This window comes from Chryseobacterium gambrini (assembly GCF_900156825.1).
Taxonomy (GTDB): Bacteria; Bacteroidota; Bacteroidia; order Flavobacteriales; family Weeksellaceae; genus Chryseobacterium; species Chryseobacterium gambrini.
This window is the reverse complement of sequence record NZ_FTOV01000002.1, coordinates 72,642-94,307: the sequence shown is the minus strand read 5'-3', so window position 1 is coordinate 94,307 and position 21,666 is coordinate 72,642. Positions and strand designations below refer to the sequence as shown.

Genomic DNA, 21,666 nt, shown 5'->3' with positions numbered 1-21,666 from the left:
AGTGTTTATTTCGATATTATGAAAATTTTGTAATCGCTGAGAATCGTCTGAATAATATTTTTAGAACACATTAACGGTAGATTCGATTCTCGGGGATTTTATTTTTTAATCAATTTTTTAGTTTCTTTAAAGTCATTACACTCTAAACTAACCAGATAAACTCCAGAAGCATAATCACTCACATCAATTGTTTTTAAATATTCGCCTTTTGGAAAGGCTTCACTGCTCTGGTTCACAAAAATAATTTTTCCGGAAGCATCATATACTGAAATTTTTACAGCTGATGCATTTTCTAATCTGAACTTGATGTGGGCTTCATCTTTTGTAGGATTCGGAAAGATTGTAAAATTACTTTCGCTTTTTATAGTTTCCGGAAGCACATCCTGATCCGAAACTCTTTTCTGCGCAATATATCTGAATGCTGAAATAATATCGAAACACGGAGTAATGAGAGCATGAAATCCTGCAGCATTTTCTGCATGGAAGCCTGGTTTTAATGTGATATCTTTTGAAGCGATGTATTCTACATTTTGTACAGGAGCAATAATTTTATTGCTTGCCACAATTTGTTTTGCCCAAATAGTTTGCGGAGTACTGATGTCATCAACCGGACTTGTCAATATTTTAAGATCTTCTTTATAACAGAAATCCACATTAGAAACCACAATAGAAAAATTCTGAATACCGTTTGGAAGTAATGGAGTCGTACTCGTTTTAGGAGATACAATAATTTTATAAGTATCTTTTGTAGGATTCTTAATATCTACCCTTTCAATAGTATCTACGTTATTGGGAGAGTTTTTCGTCGCAGCGGCCGTGAGATTATTCATTCCTCCTAATTTCCAAGGGTAATAAACAGTCTCTGTACCATTTGAATTTACTTTAACAATTTTGAGATCAAGATCATTGACTAAATTAGGAGTAGAAAGATCTACTGTATTACTTACAAGATTTCCCTGAGGATCGGTCCAAGATATAGTTGCTGAAAGAGGTTGTGTAATATCTAAAGGAACCACATACAACGTATATTTATTTCCCTGATTAAGGGAAATTTCCTTTATTAAAGTCGATTTTTTATAGTCACCAATAATCCCTTCTATATTGTCGTGTATGGCTGCAGAAGCTCTTTTCGCATCTGCCATTCCCCATCCGTAAATATAATCTGGTCCTTCTGTTCCTTTATCATTGGCTGTATGAGCCAACAAAGCACGAACTGTAGAAGATTGCATATAACTTTGAGAAGGACTTACAGATTTATAATATTGCTGTAATAAAGTAATAATCCCTGAAACTACTGCAGTCGCTGATGAAGTTCCTTTATAGGTTCCGTAAGCAGAATCATAAGTTTCAATAGATGAATAAATAGTTTCACCAGGTGCACATAAGTCTGGCTTAATCCTTCCATCGTCAGTTGGACCATAACTGCTGAATGAAGAAATATCAAAATCTTCATCAGAATTCATATTAAGATTCTTTTTAGCAGAAGCCACAACCAAAACATTTTTAGCAATTCCGGCTCCTTCAAGTAAATCATATCCTCCCTTCGCAGTTACCTGAGGAACAAGAGCAGGATCTATTTCTCTGGAATTTCCCGCAGCTTTAACAATTTGTAAATATGGTCTTAAATACATCAGGTTATCCCAATTCTGTGCTGTGGAATTATATTTTCCAAACTGATAAGTCTGAAGGTATAATGGATCGAAGCCATAACTGTTGTTGGCAACCAAAATACCAGCGGTGTTATTAGGAGAATAGGCTTCATTAAGCATTTCCGATACATCATTTACCCAGTCGTATGCGTGAAGTGTAGCATTAAAAGCAATTCCTCTTGCATTTGCGTCTCCATTACTTCCAATCATGGTTCCTGCAATGTTCGTACTGTGTCTTGTTATAGTTTGATTTTGAGAGGAATCATAAGTAATCTTTCCGGAAAGCAGTTCATGAGTAGTCCTTGGCTTCGAATAATCCCATTGCCCTATGATCATATTTTGACCAGAGATATTCAATCCTGCACTTCCTCCGGCGTACAATATATTGGCTTTTGTCATCTGTGCAGCCCCTGAATTCAATGTAGTATAGTACATTGGTCTTCCGCTTTCATCTGATCCAATTAATTGTTTATCATTTCCATCTTTGCTGATAAACTCAGGAATACCCAAAGATTTCAACCGTTCTACTTCCTGCTTTTGTTTGCTTTCTTTTTTAGTAATTTCTGTTTGAAATTTTTTCTGATCTTCCAGTAATTTTCTACCAATATCATTATTATCCTGAGAAAAGACAGATATGAAAAACAATACAGAAACTCCAAAAACTGACTTTTGGTAAATGTTATACATCGGATAATGTTTTTAAGGGTTATTTCTGCTTTGCCTTTTCTATTTTCTCTAATCTTTTATTTAAAGACTTAAGAATATCTGTCTGACTTTTGATTAAAGCTTCTTGCTCTTTATTTTTTTTATTAAGATCAATAGAATACAAAGTAAGTTCTTCTATTTTTTCAAGAAGTTTATTTGTTGTTGTTCCTAATTCTAATCCATTCTCAATAATTTCTTTTGAGGATGAAAAATTAGGCAAATGGTGGTGTTTTTTGGTAAACTCTTCTACCTCATCTAAAGACAACATTTTATAATCATTTTTCAAATCAGAAATACCATTATAGTACTTTTGAAAAACATAATCTGCAGGTACCTGCAAATCGATTTTCACTTCCTCTGCATGAATTTTTCCTTTTACCGTAAGTTTCGAATCTGGGTTCATAGATCCTATTCCTACGTTACCATTATCTGCTATTCTCATTCTTTCTGGTGATGAAAACTCAGGTTTGAATATCACATTTCTTCCTCCTATTTGAATATCATTAGCATCACTCCAAGTAAACAGTCCTAAGGTACCAGAAGTATTCTTTATTATTCCCGTGTTACTACTCGCATAATTATTTCCTATTCTTATTTCTCCATTAGAAAATGTATTGCCCTCTATATGCAATTTCGCTTGTGGAACTGCAGTTCCTATTCCTACATTACCTGATTGTGCCTTAACCACAAAAGCACTACTAGCAGAGTGGGGCTCTAATACTACATCTCCATTTCCTCCCTGTATAATTGTTTTACTATGATACTGTCCTCCAGGATTACCAAAAAATAATGTATTCCCAGAACTTTCTAAATAGCTAATAATAGGGATATTGTATCCGTTAGAATTTAATTTAATATAGTAAGAACCATCATTACCATTATTGTACCTTTCGTTAGCAATAACAGAACCATTCACATCTAATTTTTGAGTTGGAGTACTAGTCCCTACTCCTACACTTCCATTAAGCGTTATTCTTACCTTTTCAGAATTGTTTGTTCTAAATATTAAAGGTTGAGCATCTATTGTACCTAAGAAATCTGTAGATGAATTTGTTCCGCTGTTTCCTGCGGTATTCCAGGTTTGTGCTGAAGAGAATACAGCGATCAGAGAACTTATCGTAAGTAATATTTTTTTCATTCCTGTATTTTTTCGCAAATATATATAAATTTTTTACTCCAAAAAATTTGCATCAATCAACATGAAATGACAATAAAATTAATTAGAATTACATATTTAAATACTTAAATTAAAGTTTAAATCATAACTCAAATTTATTTTATTTTTATTATTAGTAATTAATTATAATTAATTAGATTTTTTTTTAAAAATATTATTAATTAGATAAATACTAGTAATTATTTCATTTAAGAATTACATAAAATAAGGATGTTAGAATCAAATTAATACTAAATCTTAATTAACAAACTGCTTTTCTGAATAAGCAATATTATAATTTTATCACAATAAACTATTTTCCATATTTAAAGGTTGTTTAAAGTTTCCTGATTGGAATGCAGACAAAAGCCAGAAGGAGTAAATCTCTTCAGCTTTTTTACTATATTTTATAAAATATTAATAAAGTGTTAAAAGATTCATCTGATTAAAAAATGATAGGTTTTTCTTCTTTTTGGTATTCTGCTTCTATACCTTTTAATAAAAATGAATTTTTCAACACCACATTATTTTCTTCGATTGCTTGTAAACAAGCATATGTAATCGCAGAAATAATTTGAGCGCCGGTTAAATCATAATTTGTGGCAATTTTATGTAAAATATCAGAATCTTCTAAAGTAACATTCAGGGGAATCATTTTTTGCCAAAGCAATAATCTTTCTTCAGCATTGGGTTTATTATAACTTATTAAACAATTAAATCTGCGTAAAAAAGCATCATCAATATTATTTTTAAAGTTGGTAGTGAGTATAACCAATCCGTTAAAATTCTCTACTCTCTGCAATAAATAGCTCACTTCCTGATTAGCATACCGGTCATTTGAAGATTTTGTCTGAGTACGTTTTCCAAACAAAGCATCTGCTTCATCGAAAATCAAAATCCAGTTTTTATTTTCTGCCTGAGTAAAAATTTTTTCAAGATTTTTTTCTGTTTCTCCGATATATTTCGAAACGATTTGCGATAAATCTACCCGATATACTTCCCTGCCAAATTCTTTACCCAATAAGGTAGCTGTTAATGTTTTTCCTGTTCCGGAAGGTCCGTAAAACAATGCTCTGTAGCCCGGAAGAAGATGCTTTCCCATGCCCCAGTTTTCCCGTAAAGTACGGTGATGCTTTATCCAAAGTCTCATCTGATGAATTTGGCTCTGAACGTTTTTATTTACCACTAAATCTTGCCATTCTAGCTGTGTAAAAACTTCTTTTGCAGGAAAGTCTTGGCTAAATTTAGGTTTCAATTTTTCTCCGTATAACAATAAATGTATGATTTCAGGCTTTAAAATAAGCCTTCCGCTCATTGAAGGCTCACCTTCTTTTACAGCATCTAGGGTAATAATCTGGTCTTTAAAAAACCAATGAGTGCTATCAAAAAGCTGTTGAATTTTCAGACGATTTTCAATATTTTCTTTTGCTAAAATATATTGTGCTGTTTCACCTGTTGGCAACATTCCTCTGTGGTTTTCTAGTCTTACACCGCCTAATTCTGGAAATTCGCCTCCTTCAGGATGTACTTCTTTAATAATGTCATCAAAAAAATGCGGCAAAACATGAGGGACTAATGCCAATAATAAAATCACAGCTTCATCGTGAGTGGTTTCTTTGCCTAAAACTTGTGAAAATGTGTTTTGGAAGGTATAGCTTTCTTGTCCTTCTTGGGTTTTAAGAACAAGTGAATTGATAATAAAAGATTTTAGTTTTTGAAAGGGCATGGGTGATTTTGTTTTTTACTGACTGATATTATAAGTAGCACTAAGTCCCCAATTAGATCTTGAATAAATTTTAATATAATATTTATCTCCAGGGGTGACGCTTGCTATACTAAAAGATCTCGTACTAGGTATATTTTCTTCTGCAAGTCTTTTGTCTCCTATATATCTATCCCTTCTATACGACATACACTTAAAAACTTGAATACTGAAATCTTCCGGCCCAATATTTCCTGGATCTTCACAATAATCAACACTAACGCTTATATTCAATGCTGAACTTAACGCAGGTATGAAAGTTTCTGAATAACAAGTATTATGGAAACAGTCTCTACATCCTCCTGCTAATGGAAGAATATTTGTTGTATCACAATCGGGATCACTAAGTTTCTGCACCTTTCGTCCAATCCCACCACTTTGCTGAACCGTATGTGTCAATTCATGCGCCAACAAATGTTTTCCCGAATCTGAATTAGGATTGTATTTTCCTTCATTAAAATAAATATCACTCCCTACAGTAAATGCTTGTGCATTTAAATCACGGCTCATTTGTACGGCTTCACTTCCTGTGTGGATTTTTACATTTGAAAAATCTGTTCCGAAACGGCTTTCCATGAAGTTTTTTGTTTCATGATCCATCATGTTTCCGCCGCCCTTGCTCGAATTGATTTGGTTTTCAACATGATCCGGAGTAACTCCGCCATTTTCTGATGACGAGCGTTGGATAAATGGCGAAATACTTTCTGCTAAAGGTTTCATCCGAAGTTTTTCTTCTTGCTCACAAGTTGCACATTTTTTTTGAAGCAAAGCTCCTGTATGAGTTACTTTTGGAGAAGGTTCACTCATTTTCATTACTTTATCGGCGACCCGATCGGCTTCTACTTCGTAAGAATCATTGGCGGATCCAACACTCAATTTTTTTTGAATGTGAGGTTTGAAAAAAGAGATATTACTTTTTAGTAACGAAGGTCTTTCTTGAAGCTGGTTTGTTTTCATTTTTTTGCCTTTTTATACTCCACAAAATCAAAATCTGTTGTAGAATTGTAAAATTTAATTATTTTAGATTTTGGAAAGCAAGAATTAAATTAGTTTTTATGTATACAACCCTTTTTAATCAGGAGGGCAATTACCATTTCTGGTATCTCTGTAAAAATAAAGAGAATGTCCATTTATGTTTAAAGTTGCTACTGGTTGTAAATTAGTTGTTCTTTCTCTTATGGCAGGGCGTCTTTCCCCTGGTTGATATACTGGTTGGCATTGATGAACGAATCCGCAATTTTGTGATCCGACACACATATAATTAGCATTATTTGATAAATCATTACCTCCAGTTGCATTAACGATATTTTGCCAAGCATGTTGATCCCCAGGCTCAGTAGCATTGCTTCCATCAACACAATGACAGTTTCTCTGTGTACAAACTGAACCAATAGTTGATTTTACATTTGCCAAATTTGCTGGAGCGCTAAAATCTCTTAAACTAGTTATAGCCCATTGTCTAATTTCTCCATAGGTACATGTATTTGCACTTTTCTGAACCTTCCTCCCCACTCCGCCACTTTGCTGCACTGTATGCGTCAACTCATGAGCCAACAAATGTTTTCCCGAATCTGAAGTTGGGTTGTATTTTCCTTCATTAAAATAAATATCATTTCCTACAGCAAACGCTTGGGCGTTCAGTTCTCTGCTCATTTGTACCGCTTCACTTCCTGTATGGATTTTTACATTGGAAAAATCTATTCCGAAACGGTTTTCCATAAAGTTTTTTGTTTCATGATCCATTACGCTTCCTCCTCCTCTGCTGGAATTGATTTGGTTTTCTACGTGACTTGGTGCAACTCCGCCAATTTCTGATGACGAGCGTTGGATAAGTGGCGAAATACTTTCTGCTAAAGGTTTCATCTGGAGTTTTTCTTCTTCTTCACAGGCTGCGCATTTTCTTTGAAGCAATGCTCCAGTATGGATAGTTTGTGGGGAAGGTTCACTCATTTTCATTACTTTATCTGCAACCCGATCGGCTTCTACTTCGTAGGAATCGTTTGCTGAACCTATACTCAGGTTTTTTTGAATAGCAGGTTTGAAAAATGTTGAATTATTCTTTTTTGATGTTTGTTTTTGTTCTCTTTGAAGGTTTACTGCTTCCATGATCTTATTGTTTTTAGTTCCAATAGCAATGTAAAAAATTGTCCATCCAAGGTGTCTGTATCATGCCAATTCCCCATGGTAAGCTAGGTAACAAAACATCTACTCCCTTTTCTTCCACCCACAGTTCTGAAGTATGGACTTCGGACACGGATAATTTTCCCGCTCTTTGTAAAAAAGTTTCTCTGAGTGCTTCTACTGATGAGTTTTTCATCACAGACCAATATTCTATAACGACTAACAACAAATCATTGCAAATTTCTTTTTCTTCTTTGCTGAGCTTTTGTCTGGTATCGATTACATTTTTAACAGGAAAGCCACACATCAGTTTATTTAAAATCAATTCATTTTCAAAGAAAATTTCCTGACCTGTAATTAAATATTGGGTTAATAAAACAGCTTTGTGCTGGCTTTCTTTGTCTGTCCAAATCGCTCCTTTACATAAATACAGTTTCTGGAAAAGGTTTAAAAGAAAAGGATGCAGAATAACAAGACCTGCATTGTCTATGTAAAGAGATGAAATCTGTAATTCTGAAGTATCTTTTTTTATATTTTCACGAATATCTTGTTGATTTTTTTTCGGGTTTTGATTATTAGTTTCATTAAATTTAACACTATTTTCCTTATCACTTTCAGGGATTTCCCCCTTATTCAGAGAAAGTTTTTCGTTACCAACTTCATTTGAACTCTTTTCCTGATTTATCATCTCTTCTTTATCAGATTCAATTGTCCCTTCTCTGTTTTTTTTAATTTCATTAAAATCGCATTGCTGTTTATCTTTATTTTCAGAGAGATTTTGCTGATTATGAAGCCACTTTTCCAACTCTTCAATGGAAGAAAATAGAGTTCCGGAGTTAAAAAAATCTTTTAGAGCATGAGAAAGCAGTTGTTTTGTGTTCGAAAGCCTTAAAATTTCAAAATTCACTTTTTCTTTAAAAGATTCTTTAGTATTAAAATAAAATCTGATTAATGCAGTTTTGTTTTTATCGAAAATATTGATGATTTTTTCACAAAACAGTTCTGTAATTTCTATTGCTTCAACAATTTCATCTATATTTTTCGAGTAAGAATTTTCTGCAATAATTCCTGTTTTCAAATATTCAAAAAATAATTTCTCGGAAAATTTCGCTTGTGATTCAAATCCGAAATTCCTTAATTTTTCTTCGGTTTTATCTAATTCTAAAACAGTAAAATGATTTTTCAGATATTCTTCAATTTTAAGTAAAGTTTGGTAAACAAGCTCTTTTCGCCATTCTTTTTGAGAAATATTGGGTAACTCAATCGTCAGATTTTCAATTTCCCATTCGTGATTTTCTACTGAATATTGGTCTAAAATGACTTCCAGTTTAGGATAAAAATCTTTCTCCAATACATCGGATAATGTATTTTGTATCTCTTTTCCAAAAACTTGAGAAGAGCATTGAATATCGACAGTATGTTGTAGGAGAAGATGCATTATTGTTATTTATCAAAATTGAATTCAGGACAATGGAAATGGATCGAAGTAAAAATTTCGTCTCCTTCCAGGATTTTATCTTCAATATATCTTTCTTTTGCTAATTTAAAATTGACAATGTTGTCACTAATCATAAAATACATTGTCCAAATTCTTGGATGATAAACTATTGTAGATTCATTTTCTGGCTTTGTATTATTTACACTTACAGTAAAAGATATTGGAGTGATTTGATGTATTGGCTTTTGGAAAAATACCTTTAATGTTTCTATAATCTTATCATTAAGCTGAAATCGAAAATCTGTAACACTAGATTCTTTTATTAACAGTCTGAAAGTAAAACTTGCGGATAATTTTTCAATTCCTCGAAATGAATACCATAAATATGCACCTCTTTTATCCTTTAAAGGAGACTCTTCCCAAAAACTGAAAGGTTTATAATCATCTGTTTCCGGCTTATTTTCTAAAACTATTACTCTTTGTTCAATATTGTTAATATTAGTTGTATTTTGAGTAATACCTGTATTCGAAAAATCCAAAATATCTCTTAAAATTTCATTGGTATCTACAGCTCTAATGTTTCCGTCTTTTACAATTTTGCTATTAATTTTTGATGTTATTTCATCTTTTGTTGCCATGATATTTAGTTTTTATGGTTATTATTGGGGTGTATTGAAATCTTTTTCGTTAAAATCCGGATGATTGAAATCTCCTACTTTGCTTTTTTCAAGTATAAAATTGATATTGTCGCCTTCGCCACAACAGATGTAAGGCAAATAAAAATCTGCAATCACCGTATTTTGAACTACTGTCTCTTTAATACTATTATCATAAAATAAATACCGATTAACATGATTCATAAATGATACTCTATATTCATACGGTAAAATATTATATGAAAATCTTTCAAAATCTGCTTTTATTTTGATTAACTTATCATTGCAATCTGAAGTTTCTTTTCTTATTACAGGCACTGCTAATGCAGTAGTGGAAGTTAATGGTCTTGCATCTACTGAGGCTATTCCAGTTACTGGATTGGCATTTAACATTATCTCTGAACTTATTCTATTTTTATTGACGCTTTCATAGATAAGGATAAAAGTTCCTCCTTTATTTACTCCCGCTTTATGCTCAATACCGGAATGTGTCTCAAAGAATTTCTTCACTGTAAGGTTTTGACTGATTTCTTTCCATTTCAGCATTGCTGCTTGGTATAAAGCTCTAAATTCTCCTTTCTGGCAAACCATTATTATTTCATCTAAATGATCTATAAGGTCTTCTGCAAAAATTTTATTCTCGTCTTGTCCTAAGTTTTGGAAAATATTTTCACGATAATTTCGAGCCATATCTTCAATTTTCTCATAGGTTTTAATAAAACTGGAATAAAATTTTAAAAATTCAGAGAAAGACTCTACCATAGAGTTTCTGCCTCTTTTTAAATATGTAATAAATAAATCGAGTTCGTTTTTCCTAAATCTTCCAGAATTAAAATAAGGCTTTATTTTAGGATAATTATCTATTTCTTTTTTTACATCTTTATATAGAATCCATTCGATTGATTTTCCTATTACATTTTCCCAATCTCTTCGCACTAAATCATAATTCAACTCAATTTCACCCCAATCTCCCTCAAAAGTTGTAATATTTGGAGTATGATTTTCTAAATCTGCCGCATTGAGAGCAATTACTTTAAATGGAAGATTATGATACTCTTTTACGGCAATAATTTCTTTTATCGCTTCCTGATAATTTTTCCCAATATGCCCTTCAATCCTAAAGAAATTATACGGTTCAATATCATACAGCAAAGGTTTTTTTACACAATCCAAAGTGGTGTAACCGGCAACTTCAGAATGGTAAGAAAGGATTTCGTTATTTTTATTTTTTCCGGTTTTCTTAGGACTCCATTTTTTATTTAGTTCTAAAATATGGTCATAATAAAAAGGGATTGATTTTTCAGAAAGCGGGAAATCTCCGTAAAAAGAAGGCGTAATCTTTATTACATGATCTTCCGTAATCCAAAATTTTATGAGATGAACTAATCTTTCAAATAATAAAGACAGCTCTTTTCTTTTCTGTTTGTTTTTTAACGAGCTGTTTTGAGTGGAGAAAAACGGAGTTCGGTAATTAATATTATCATCATCTGCTTTTCCTAAAACAACATGGAAAGGAAACATGGTTTCATCTACACAGCATAAAGAAGGGTTTCTCTCATTAAATTCTATAATTTCGTTGTAAGCGGAAGAAATATCCGACATCCAATCCCATAAATACTGTACATGAATGCTGTCTTTATTGGCGTTAATTACCGTTTCCAAAGCGGTTTTAGGATTATTCAATACATTAAAATCAACGGTATTACTGATGATTGATTTGTAACTTTTGTAAACCAGACTTATTTTATCTGAAACATTACTGATTACGGAATCTGCCAAATTCTTTTTAAATTCATTCAAAACATCCAAACCTGTTATCAACTGATTATGAGGAACATTATATCTCGGTAATGAAATTTTTTCAAAGTTCATCACTTTCGGATATTCGGAAAATAAATAAGGATTTAACTGATTAATGGAAATTAATAACGGTCTTATTTTAAACTCAATTCTCTTACCTTTATCTTCGCAATTGGTTGTTACACAGTTTTTTTCGTCAATCAGTAAAGTTTCCAGCAGCAGAATGACAATTTTATCCTTGAAAAAATTATTCGGGATCGCAATTCGGTCAACTTCCAGCGTATTGGTCGGTAAAAGTTCTATGGAATTTTTTAACGGCTCATATTTTTTGGCATGAGGTAACGTAAGTTCCAGATATTCACCATCGATAAATTTCGGAGCGAGAAAATCAGCAGATAATTCGATCGAATGATAATAACTGAACGTTTTTTCTTCCCAATTGATCTGGTATCCCAATGAAGTAATAGCTGTACCGCAGCTTATGGTAATCTGGTTTGGTTGTGGATGCGAAATTTCCAGACCACAGATAATACCAACTCCGATGCCTCCGACACGGGTAAGCCGGTCTTGTTCTTCAAGGTAACTGATGGCGCGGTTCAGATGTTTCTGGCTTAAAACCTGATCGGCTTCAAAAACAGGATATTTGGATGGGTTTTGAGTTTTCATGATGGTAAAATTTTTAAAGAGTTCCTAATGAGGTGTTACCTAATACAATCGGATTGGTGGTTTCGCTGAGCTTACAATCGTATAAATTTCCTTCAGGGTAAATCGTGTTGAGTTCTTTCAGCTTTTCAATCAATACTTTATGATTCTGATAAAAAGTTGTACAATCTTTTTTAGTTAAAGTCTTGCTGCAATATTTAAGTCTGAAATGTCTGTAGTTTTCCAGCCAGTTTTTATACGCTTTCTGAAAATTCAGCATATCTTCATATCCTACCCAGCAAATTTTCAGTAAAACATGAGCCGGAGCTTCCTGACGGAAAATCTGCTCTGCATATCTTCTGAAAGTAATATTTTTAAATCTCGATAAATATCCCGGCAAAACAATGGTTGCTTTAAAGGAATAAGGATCGTTATTTGCTTCGTCTTTACAGTCATCCTTGAGACAAACTGTTAAAAGATCTTCTTTATCATTATTAAAATAAGGAAATGGTCTTACTAAAATATGTTCCAGACAGTAGAAATTTTCATACGCTTCGTTGAGTAACTGAATGAGCTGATACAAAAATTCTGAAGCCTCTTCGTAGCTTTTAAAAGTTTTGTCTATGGTTGATGTTTTCTTAGGATTTTCGCCTAAATAAATGAAAAACTTACTTCCCTGTTTATGGATGAAGTAAATATCCGGATTGAGTAAATTTTGCTGTGTCCATTTCCATTTTTCAGCTAAATCTGTTAAAGGCTGTACAATTTTACAGATAACAGACTGATTATTCATCTTTACAGGCAACGTCCATTGTGCCTGAACCTCATCTTCCGTTACAATATCTCTTAATCCGATGTTATTGATTCCCAATAATTTTGCAGTTCTCTTTTCGTAACCTCCTCTGTGATCTGTTTCCCAGAAATTCTGAAAACCGAACTTATCCTCAAGAATTTCTGCATTGAGATAGTTTATTCCCAATCCTCTTTCTGAGCTGATCTCTGCGTAATTTTTTAAAAATGCTTCTTTATCGTGAATCAGATCCTGTGGCTGAAAAGTCATTTCTCCCAAACCTCCTGAATCCTGACTTACTTTGTACATCATAAACACATAATCGTTAAAACTCTCGCTGAAACGAGCCATCAAATGATCCAAAGCACGGTTTCTTCTGTCGTTGAAGACGGATTGCGATTCTTCCAGAGAAACATCAAATTCAGATTCACCGTTTAATAATGCGTTCTTAAAATTATCCCTGTAAATTTCTTTTGTATAAAAATCTTTTCCCGTTTTCGGGTTTTTATCCAGATAATTGGGAAAATAAGTGTTTTTTACAGGTTCAATATCCAGAATATCTTTAGCGTGATATAACTGACAGAAGAAATCTGCCAGTAACTGATCGTAAAAATGAAGATACGCTTTTAGTTGTTTTACCTGTGCTTTTCTCTTTTCGGGCGCTTTATCCGAAATTTCGTTGGCTCCTAATCCGTAATTTACCGGAAATTCTTCCTGAACACTGTAATATTCATCCAGTTGATAAAATTGTCCTTCCGGCACAGGCAAATCACTCTGAACTGAATATAATTTATAATTTTTGATCTGAGCTTTAAGCTGCTGAACTTTCTGACCGACCAACATACGGTTGTTTTCAGATAAAAGGAAAGGAATGTTTTTCTGAAATAGCAATATTTTTGATTTCTCAGCAGAAAACAAAGGTTTTTCTTCGCCTGATAAATGCAGACACCATTTTTGGTTCATACTTCCCGTAATCGGTTGCCCCAAAGAATTATAAGCTGTCATCAAAAGGTTTTCAACAGATACAATTCCTTTAATTTCCATTATGGCGGCAATAATATCTGAAGCATGAATACTGGTCGGAAGCTGAGCTTTCTGCAGTTCTTCGTCATTGAGAAAACCGTGTTTTAGTTTTGGTCCTAAAAATATTTCGGTGGAATTTAAACCTTGTTCCATTAATTGTGAAAGGGTATAAAACCGAACCGGAGGATTGAGAATTTTTTCAATCGCCATCTGAACCTGCGCCATTGCTTCTACAGAATCGGTTTCCTGAGCTAATTCTACATCTACGCAAAAACTTATTTCTACATTCTGAACGGTTTCCACACAAAGAAAATCTTCGGTAAGGTTTCTGTTTTGCTGCAGCTTTTGCTGAATGGTTCTGAAAATCTGTTCAATTCTTATTTTTTTATTTTTTTCTTCTGTACTTCTATCTTTTAATAATCCAATAATATCACAAATTGGTTTTTCTGTGTTAAAATGATCTTTTACCTGTTGAAGTTCGTTCTTATCAAAAGGTTCGATGATAAATTTTAAAGTATCATTGATCTCTGTGGTTCTTTCAACAACAATAACCACTGTATTATCTTTTATCTCTACTTTTTTGTTTTTTATTTTGGAAGGTTTATCCATTTTATTCAGAAGAAGGACTTTAGGATTATTCCATGAAGAAAATTCAGGAGTAATTTTCACCTTTACCCATTTTCCGAGAGTGGAGAATAAAAAGTCCAGTTCTGTTGTAGAATCTTCAACAAGATCTTCATCCAGCTCAATGATAATTTTGTTTAATCCTCTTACGGAAAGCTGTTCTAATGATGTATTGTTTTTATCTTTAGCATCAAAACTCAATTTATCTTCTAAAACATTGATGTATAACTTTTGTTCTGCGGGATGGGGTGTATTGTAACCAATTTTGACGGATGCTTTTTGAGTTGCTAAACACCATGCATTTGTAACGCCCTCAATATCAATTAAAATCTTTCTGTAATCCAGTTCGGTCAACGCAGCATTGGTCATTATTTCTCTTGCAGGGAAAAAGGAACCGTTCAGGATTTTTCCGTTTTTGCTGGTCAAAAGATCTTTAGTCTCAAAATCTGTTCTGTATCCCAATTCCGTTATCACATAAGAAAGTGCTTCCAAAATGGTAATTCCCGGATCGTGTGCATTATAATCTGTCCAGAAAGTGTTTCCCAGTTTCTCAATATATTTTAAACCTTCTTTTCGCAAAAAATTATAGTCCTGCGAAGGCTTCAGTATTCTTTCTGACGGTATGTAATATTCGGGATTCATGGTTAACAGTTGTTTTTGAGTTCTTTAATTTCATGGGTATCATTCGGAATAAACAAAGTGTAATCTGTCTGCGGAACAATTTCCTTTACATCTGCCATTGTTTTGATGACTGTATTTTCTTCGTCATCCAGAATGAGGTGATTGACTTTAAAATCAATAATATAATCTACAAAAGACTGATTGTCGATCAACTGAATCAGTGAGGATAATTCAATTTTTTTTCCAAAGTCAATGTCGATATCACTGTAAGCCCACGGACTGATGTAGCGGTTAATTGTTTCTGCAAGCATTTTAGCATATAAACGGATATCTGCTCCGGGAATATCCTTATATTTTACTTTGCAGCCAATCTGGATTTTTTCTAAAACAGGAGGTTTTATACACAAACGAACGTGCGGAGAACACAATCCCATGATTCTGTTTTTGATACGTTGTAAAGTACTTAAACTTAATAATGGTTTCCATTCCCAAACAGTGGATGAATTAAGCGATTTTGCAACCGGAATCAGCGTTACATACCCCGCAGAAACATTGGAAACATTTTCTGAATCATATCGGTAATGGTTTAAGCATTTCACTCTGTACACTTCCGGAAATTCCTGTAAAATGAGTCTTTCATAATCCCATGAAGTGATCGCTCTTTGTTTGTGTCTCAGTCTTTCGCTGCTGCGTTGGTACAATTGCGTATCTTCTTCATGCTTTTTCCCTCCGAAAGAAGGATATGGCTGTTTTACTTTTTTAACGAAAGGATTGGGTTGATATAGTTTTGAAACCGTCTCTTTTGGTGTAACCTCCAGAAAACCGCTTCCGTTATTTTCAAAATCAAATAAAACGGCTTTTAAAGCCTGTTCGTGAATGCCTACAAAATGACAGATCCTGTCTAATTCATTCACTGAAATTTTTAACCAAAACAGGTTTTTAGGTAAAACAACAGTTTGCGAATTATCGAAATGAGGAACGGTAATATTAATGATTCCGGATTGCAGTAGACCGAGTGTTTCGTCTCCAATATCGTATGAGTCTATTGGTTTCCACTGATTGTCTGACAAATATTCCCAAGAGATTTTGGCGGGTTCTTTTCTCGGATTGGCTGTTCCTTCTGCCATTTGAAAAAGAATGCTTAATCCGTTTCCGGGCTGTGCATTTTCAAATCCGATATAGATTTCTCCTTTTTGTGGCAAATCCGGAATTAATAACAGCGAAGAGTTCGGACGTAATTTTTCATATCCAAAAGGTAAAAGATGATAAAATTCTAATGTATTAAGAGCATCATCTGAAGCATTAAAATTATATTTTTGAGTGAGAGAATAATTCATCACCAAAGACTGAATAACAGGAACTTCTGGCAAAGTTGTTTTTTCCTGAGCCGCTTTTATATAATTTTCTAAGAATTTTTCTTTCTCGTATTTATTATCATTTAGCTGAATTCTGATGTATCCGGAAATCGTATCCTTGTTAGGAATTTCGTCTTCCAAATATTCTTTTACAGGATTGTTGTTGGTATAAACAGAATTGAAAGTTTTATTTCCTTCATTACTAAATTTCCCATCCTTCATTTCAAATAATAAAGAATTGTCAACAAGACGAAGATGAGAAATATTGGCTCTATGAATCGTCAGATTTTGAAATAACAAAGCTGTATTTGTTGCTGTTACTGATTGAATTGCCGAAACTTTATTAGAAACCTGAGCGTTGTTTGATGTTATATTTGAATTTACCAAGTTAGAATTTACCGTCCCTGCTAACAAATTAGACGACAACGCATCGCTCTCGATTGAAAATTTTGCGGTTGCACCTTTCTTCATGAAAAATTCGTTGCATCCGATAATAAATCCGTTCCCGTTTTTAGGGAAGTCTTCAAAAGGCTTGAAGGGTTTATTAATATCTACAACTCCTGTGTCGGTCGCAACAATCAGGTTTTTTAATCCGTTTACTGCGATTCCTATTTCAAGCGTTTTGCAATCAATCTTTTCGGTGTTGTTTTTAGGAATTATTTTAAGAATCGGATGTATGGTTTCAATTGCTTCTCCTTCATGAATTTCTTTATTAAACGGAACAATCGCTTTTTCAGAAGCAGGAATGGTAAGTTTAATATATTTATCCTGCGTTAATTCTTTATTTTCCTGAGTAATTTCTACCCATTTTTTTTCTCCGGTCATCCAAAAATCAAATGAATTCGGATCTAAAATATGAGGATCAAATTTCAAAGTAATAGTTCTTGTTCCGCCTTTCATGTAAAATAACGGACTTGCCAAAAGCAAACCTGTTTCTGTATTTTCTGAAGACTGAAAAGCAGAAAAAGGAGTATTCGTAGCGTTTAAGGGAAATAAATCTGTTTTTTTCCAGATATTCTGATCAATATGATGGCTTAGAAATGATTTAATTTTTACAGAATTAATTGTATGATCTGAAGTGGAAGCGTAAAATTTATTTTTCCCCAACGAATTTTTTCCTGCCGAGAAAATGGTGTTTTTCGGTAACAGAAAAGCGTTTTTGTTGGCAGCAGGTTTTATCAATACATGAACAAAATCCGGTTGTGCTTTCTGCGGAAGCAATTGTAAAATGTCTTTGTAATAAAAATCCAGATGTCTTTTTGTAAAGTCATTCAGGTGATTTTTTGCAATGCCCAAAAGTTTTAAAAAAGCCAGAAACAAAGCATAATGCGGAGTGTGGGAAGGATAGCTTTCTAATTGTTGATTGAATGCTTTTTCAGTGCTGTTTTTCCAATACAAAAGCAATCCGAAAAGATTCTGAATATTTTTATTAAACTGATAATTCTGTAATAAAGTGATGATTGATTTTTCGTCTGAAATCTTTGAAAGAACAGTGCTTAATTGTTTTTCAATCTCTTTTTTGGAGCTTAATAAAAATTCTTTTACTGAAATCTGATGATCTAAAGTGTCGATTTTGTTTGTAAGGCTGGTAAAATCTTTCTGAATTTTTTCAAAAATTTCTCTGATCCGTTTTTTCTGCTCTTCATTATCATTAATTAATGCAATAGATTTTCTAACATTTTCGTATTTTTTCTCATAATCTTCGATATTCCATTTAAAGATCCGGGCTAAAATTGCGGTAGATTCATAAGCAAAAAATGATGACCAGTCGCTTTGTGCAATATTAGAATCAGATTCATTAAAATAGTTTAGGTATTGAGCCATTTTCTGAGCCAATACAACATAATCTATCTCTTCTCTTTCTTCCAGAAGAAAATATGAGGGTTGTAAGGCTGATAAAAACCTTGCATTTTGGGTTGTTCCCGTTCCCTGATGGATTGATATTTTTGAAGAACAATTTTCCATGATGTCAGATTTTAATATGAGTTCCTTCTTCTAGATAATATGGGAATACATAGTTCAGCCTTGAGTTGGTTGCACGAATGGTGTATTCAATTTCAATCCTGATAATCCCTTGTTTATCATTGGTTTCTGAGCCAAAATAAATATCATTTATATCTATTCTTGGTTCATACGTTAAAATGGCGTTTTCAATAATGCCTTTAATTTTTGTGAGGAGCGTTACCGTAATGTTTTCAAACAGAAGCGGGGTGAGATCACAGCCAAAGTCTGAACGCATGATTCTTTCTGTAAGCTGCGTACTCAGTAAAATCTGTAGACTTTCCTGTATATCTTTCTCGCCGGAAACGGATTCAACTGTTCTGGTAACAGTATTGAAAGCAGGAGGAAATCCCCATCCTTTTCCTAAAAAGTCATCTGTTTTCATAGTTTTTAATTTTTTAATCTCCTATAATCACTGTGGGACAACCTAAAACAATCGTTCCTCCATGTGCTGTAGAATCTCCCATTCTTGCGGCAGGAACTCCGCCAATAAGCACCGTTGCCGATCCTTTTACAATCGTATCGGGCGGTCCTGTGCAAACGCAACTGTCTCCTACTACCGAAGCCGGCATTCCGCCAATTAATACGGTAGAATTTCCTCCCGGTAAAACAGGACCTCCTACATGTGGTACTGTTCCTGTAACCATAGGGCAAACGTGCATGTCGCCGGTTCTTGCTGCTGCAGGCATAATTTAATTGAGTTTTATGATTGATCCTTTTACATCCATTGTTGCAGACGCCGAAAGCGCTGCTTTTGCAGAATCCATTTTGAAATCCATCCTGGCTTTAAGAATAAGATCTTTGCTGCTGTCTAATGTGATTCCGTCTGCATTCATCAATATTTTGTTTCCATTTTCGTCTTCGAGTACAAAGCCTTTTTCATCATCGCTTATCAAAAGCTTATTGCCTTTTTTTGTACTGAGCTCAATAGATTTTTTCTCGTCGTCTAACTGTATTTTTGTACCTTCTTTGGTTACAAATGCTTTCGTATAATTTTCTTTTTCAATCGGAAACGGCATCGCATTTTGAGAACTGTAAAGACTTCCTAAAATAATGGGTGTATCGGGATTATTTCCCAGACATCCTACAATCACCTCATCATTCACGTTGGGGATAAAAAAGCTTCCCATTTCGTTCCCTGAAAATACATTGGCTAATCTCGCCCAGACTCCTTCTCCGCTTTCAGAAAGTGTGGGTATTCTTACTTTTATTCTGAATTGATTATCCGGATCTTCTTCGATCTGAGTAACTACGCCGATCTGTAATCCGCTCACCGAATTGGTTTGTCCGGTTTGCGCCTGTTGAGCAGGAACGGATGGCGAATTGATTTCAGTAAAAGACTGTTCTGATTCTACCCCAAAAGTGTATTCGGTTTTCCAACTGGCATTTTCGAAGGTGTGGTATTCTTTACGGATTAATAATTTCTTTTTATCAATTTCTTTATTGACTTTATTACAAATCAAAAAATCTCCTGCTTTGGCTTCCAGATTTCCGAAGGTTGAAAGTTCTCCCTGAATGACAGCGTGATTGCTTCTTTTAAGAAATGTATTTGCCATTCTTGTCATTGTAGAAGTTAAAAAACGGCTTTCATTAAGAGTAAGTGTTTTTATATTTTTTTCAGCTTCCTGTTCTGCTTCTATTTTTTCCATTGACTGGGAAGACGAATCCCAATATTCAATCGAAGCTTTGCTTAATTTTTTTGATTCGTCTTCTCTTCCTGAAAACATGAATACATTGATTCCGTTTTCTGCTGCATATTTTTCTTCTGGAACGGCTTCTAAAATATCCAAAGTACTGAATTCTCCGTTTCTTACATTCACCATCATCCCGATTGAGTCTAAAAATCCTACCAGATAATCCCACGGGATTGTATGAGGATTGTGGGTGATGTATTCTTCTTCCCAGCTTTGTCCCTTTGATTCAATTTTATTTGTAATATTAGCCTGAGAGAAAAATCTATCTAATTTTGCTTTGAAAGTTTCAGTACTGTCATCAGATTCATTAGATGGTTTCGTTAATTGATAAGCCTGATCTTTACATTCTATTTTTACCGTAGTAGAGCTTTCGCTGATGCTATTTTCAATAGACTTAATAAATCCTTTGAACAAAGTCTGAGGTTTTTTGTTTACCGTTACTTTTAGTTCTATTTTCTGTCCTTTTTTAAGTAAATCTGTCGGTAGATCTGCTGTCGTATCTACATCGGGATTTGAGGCGATAAAAGTAAATTTTGCAAAAGGTATTTTATTCAGTTCAAAGGTAACCTGTGCTTCTTTAAGTAAAGCGTCGAGCCCATTATCTCTTCCCTCTGTTAAAAATTCCAGCTTTAGAAGATCATCCGTCGGTATATAAGGTTGAACTGGCATATCATTTTATTTAATGGGCGGAAACGAAATGTTTTGCCCGGTTTCTGTTTTTCTGAAGCTTAATAATTGATTGGCTTGAGCCACATCTATATAATAAGAAGGATTTCCGTAGATGTTTTCTGCCAACAAAGCCAGCTTGTCATTCATCGTAACGGTTCTGAGATGTGTAAGATCCGGAGAGGTTTTGTTCTGCTGTGCAACCATGATCTGATGAGTTGTGGTTGCTTTAAAAACACATTTAACTTTAGCTCTTACAGGTCTTCCGTCTTTTCTGAAAAGTGTGTATTCTATGTCCATACTTTTCAGACGGCACTGCAACTTGAATCCTCCCCAAAGAATCTGCAAATAAGATGTTTGATGAGTATCGCCGTTGTAGCCAATGGTAAGATTCTTAAATGCTTCAACGTCTTCTTCCACAGATTTTACTTCTGCAAAAGGATTGACAATGGCGGGTGAAAGTGCACCAAGGACATCTCCTGCTTTATCCAGCAAAGACATTTCTCCTTTTCCGTCTTTTATTTTTCCCGGCGGTACTACCCCCGAGCTGTCAAAAACAAAATCAAACGTTACTTCCTCCCCTTCTATTTTATTGAATCCCAAGTTGCCTGAAGATGCTCCTATCGGTTGGTCTTCAGAAAATACGACATTGTTCCGGCGGGTATATTTCTCTGGATTAAGCTGTACGAAAATGGTTTTTTTAGGGGTCTTTTTATAGTCGCTCGTTTCATATACTTCTATCCTCATTTTGTCTATAATTCCTAATGCTGCCTGTATCATCTTTCTTTTCTTTCTTTAAGTTTTTCCAATACTTCACGGGTACACTCTTTAATGAGCTGCGATTTTAGTTCCTGTATTTTTAAAGGATCTGTTTGCTGAGAACGGGCAGAATTTACCGGCTCTTCTTCAATCTTTACTTTGATGTGTAATTCTTTAATCTGAATAGCCATTTTTTAATCATTA

At 34.0% G+C, this 21,666-nt stretch carries 15 protein-coding genes; all 15 read right to left on the bottom strand.

The genetic code is table 11. The features are described 5' to 3' along the window. Positions 1 to 98: 98 nt before the first annotated feature. Positions 99 to 2,336, bottom strand: a complete 2,238-nt coding sequence (locus tag BW951_RS03925; RefSeq protein ID WP_076390642.1) for a S8 family serine peptidase — start codon at positions 2,334 to 2,336, stop codon at positions 99 to 101. A 19-nt stretch (positions 2,337 to 2,355) separates the two neighbouring features. Beyond that, on the bottom strand, positions 2,356 to 3,492 hold the full coding sequence (locus BW951_RS03920; RefSeq protein WP_076390641.1) for a hypothetical protein: 1,137 nt from the start codon (positions 3,490 to 3,492) through the stop codon (positions 2,356 to 2,358). Positions 3,493 to 3,955: 463 nt separating this feature from the next. Continuing rightward, positions 3,956 to 5,236, bottom strand: coding sequence for an ATP-binding protein (locus tag BW951_RS03915; protein ID WP_076390640.1), 1,281 nt, complete (start codon positions 5,234 to 5,236; stop codon positions 3,956 to 3,958). Positions 5,237 to 5,251: 15 nt separating this feature from the next. After that, complete coding sequence (locus BW951_RS03910) at positions 5,252 to 6,229, bottom strand: eCIS core domain-containing protein (RefSeq protein WP_076390639.1); 978 nt, start codon at positions 6,227 to 6,229, stop codon at positions 5,252 to 5,254. 114 nt (positions 6,230 to 6,343) lie between these two features. After that, positions 6,344 to 7,378, bottom strand: coding sequence for an eCIS core domain-containing protein (locus tag BW951_RS03905; RefSeq protein ID WP_076390638.1), 1,035 nt, complete (start codon positions 7,376 to 7,378; stop codon positions 6,344 to 6,346). 13 nt (positions 7,379 to 7,391) lie between these two features. After that, on the bottom strand, positions 7,392 to 8,831 hold the full coding sequence (locus BW951_RS03900) for a contractile injection system tape measure protein (protein ID WP_139326093.1): 1,440 nt from the start codon (positions 8,829 to 8,831) through the stop codon (positions 7,392 to 7,394). A gap of 5 nt (positions 8,832 to 8,836) precedes the next feature. After that, the gene (locus BW951_RS03895) at positions 8,837 to 9,469 is read right to left on the bottom strand and encodes a hypothetical protein (RefSeq protein ID WP_076390636.1); all 633 of its coding nucleotides are present in this window, start codon (positions 9,467 to 9,469) and stop codon (positions 8,837 to 8,839) included. 21 nt (positions 9,470 to 9,490) lie between these two features. Then, entirely contained in the window at positions 9,491 to 11,953 is a 2,463-nt protein-coding gene (locus BW951_RS03890; RefSeq protein ID WP_076390635.1) for a hypothetical protein, read from the bottom strand. Between the two features lie 13 nt (positions 11,954 to 11,966). Next, positions 11,967 to 15,008 carry a hypothetical protein gene (locus tag BW951_RS03885; protein WP_076390634.1) on the bottom strand — a complete coding sequence of 1,014 codons (3,042 nt, stop codon included), beginning with the start codon at positions 15,006 to 15,008 and terminating at the stop codon, positions 11,967 to 11,969. A 2-nt stretch (positions 15,009 to 15,010) separates the two neighbouring features. Next, positions 15,011 to 18,307 carry a hypothetical protein gene (locus BW951_RS03880; RefSeq protein ID WP_076390633.1) on the bottom strand — a complete coding sequence of 1,099 codons (3,297 nt, stop codon included), beginning with the start codon at positions 18,305 to 18,307 and terminating at the stop codon, positions 15,011 to 15,013. A 4-nt stretch (positions 18,308 to 18,311) separates the two neighbouring features. Then, positions 18,312 to 18,728: a GPW/gp25 family protein gene (locus BW951_RS03875; protein ID WP_076390632.1), complete on the bottom strand. Its 417-nt coding sequence runs from the start codon at positions 18,726 to 18,728 to the stop codon at positions 18,312 to 18,314. A gap of 13 nt (positions 18,729 to 18,741) precedes the next feature. Further along, positions 18,742 to 19,032 carry a PAAR domain-containing protein gene (locus tag BW951_RS03870; protein WP_076390631.1) on the bottom strand — a complete coding sequence of 97 codons (291 nt, stop codon included), beginning with the start codon at positions 19,030 to 19,032 and terminating at the stop codon, positions 18,742 to 18,744. A gap of 3 nt (positions 19,033 to 19,035) precedes the next feature. Beyond that, entirely contained in the window at positions 19,036 to 20,706 is a 1,671-nt protein-coding gene (locus BW951_RS03865; RefSeq protein WP_076390630.1) for a phage baseplate assembly protein V, read from the bottom strand. Positions 20,707 to 20,712: 6 nt separating this feature from the next. Next, positions 20,713 to 21,483 (bottom strand): CIS tube protein, encoded by a 771-nt coding sequence (locus BW951_RS03860; protein ID WP_076390629.1) that lies wholly within the window; start codon positions 21,481 to 21,483, stop codon positions 20,713 to 20,715. Further along, the gene (locus tag BW951_RS22635; protein WP_156099202.1) at positions 21,480 to 21,653 is read right to left on the bottom strand and encodes a DUF5908 family protein; all 174 of its coding nucleotides are present in this window, start codon (positions 21,651 to 21,653) and stop codon (positions 21,480 to 21,482) included. Before BW951_RS22635 ends, BW951_RS03860 begins: the two co-directional genes overlap by 4 nt. Positions 21,654 to 21,666 lie beyond the last annotated feature (13 nt).

Bases quoted from the DNA above. Each gene is read 5' to 3' on its own strand.
- BW951_RS03925 (WP_076390642.1), bottom strand. From the start codon at position 2,336: ATGTATAACATTTACCAAAAGTCAGTTTTTGGAGTTTCTGTATTGTTT.
- BW951_RS03920 (WP_076390641.1), bottom strand. From the start codon at position 3,492: ATGAAAAAAATATTACTTACGATAAGTTCTCTGATCGCTGTATTCTCT.
- BW951_RS03915 (WP_076390640.1), bottom strand. From the start codon at position 5,236: ATGCCCTTTCAAAAACTAAAATCTTTTATTATCAATTCACTTGTTCTT.
- BW951_RS03910 (WP_076390639.1), bottom strand. From the start codon at position 6,229: ATGAAAACAAACCAGCTTCAAGAAAGACCTTCGTTACTAAAAAGTAAT.
- BW951_RS03905 (WP_076390638.1), bottom strand. From the start codon at position 7,378: ATGGAAGCAGTAAACCTTCAAAGAGAACAAAAACAAACATCAAAAAAG.
- BW951_RS03900 (WP_139326093.1), bottom strand. From the start codon at position 8,831: ATGCATCTTCTCCTACAACATACTGTCGATATTCAATGCTCTTCTCAA.
- BW951_RS03895 (WP_076390636.1), bottom strand. From the start codon at position 9,469: ATGGCAACAAAAGATGAAATAACATCAAAAATTAATAGCAAAATTGTA.
- BW951_RS03890 (WP_076390635.1), bottom strand. From the start codon at position 11,953: ATGAAAACTCAAAACCCATCCAAATATCCTGTTTTTGAAGCCGATCAG.
- BW951_RS03885 (WP_076390634.1), bottom strand. From the start codon at position 15,008: ATGAATCCCGAATATTACATACCGTCAGAAAGAATACTGAAGCCTTCG.
- BW951_RS03880 (WP_076390633.1), bottom strand. From the start codon at position 18,307: ATGGAAAATTGTTCTTCAAAAATATCAATCCATCAGGGAACGGGAACA.
- BW951_RS03875 (WP_076390632.1), bottom strand. From the start codon at position 18,728: ATGAAAACAGATGACTTTTTAGGAAAAGGATGGGGATTTCCTCCTGCT.
- BW951_RS03870 (WP_076390631.1), bottom strand. From the start codon at position 19,032: ATGCCTGCAGCAGCAAGAACCGGCGACATGCACGTTTGCCCTATGGTT.
- BW951_RS03865 (WP_076390630.1), bottom strand. From the start codon at position 20,706: ATGCCAGTTCAACCTTATATACCGACGGATGATCTTCTAAAGCTGGAA.
- BW951_RS03860 (WP_076390629.1), bottom strand. From the start codon at position 21,483: ATGATACAGGCAGCATTAGGAATTATAGACAAAATGAGGATAGAAGTA.
- BW951_RS22635 (WP_156099202.1), bottom strand. From the start codon at position 21,653: ATGGCTATTCAGATTAAAGAATTACACATCAAAGTAAAGATTGAAGAA.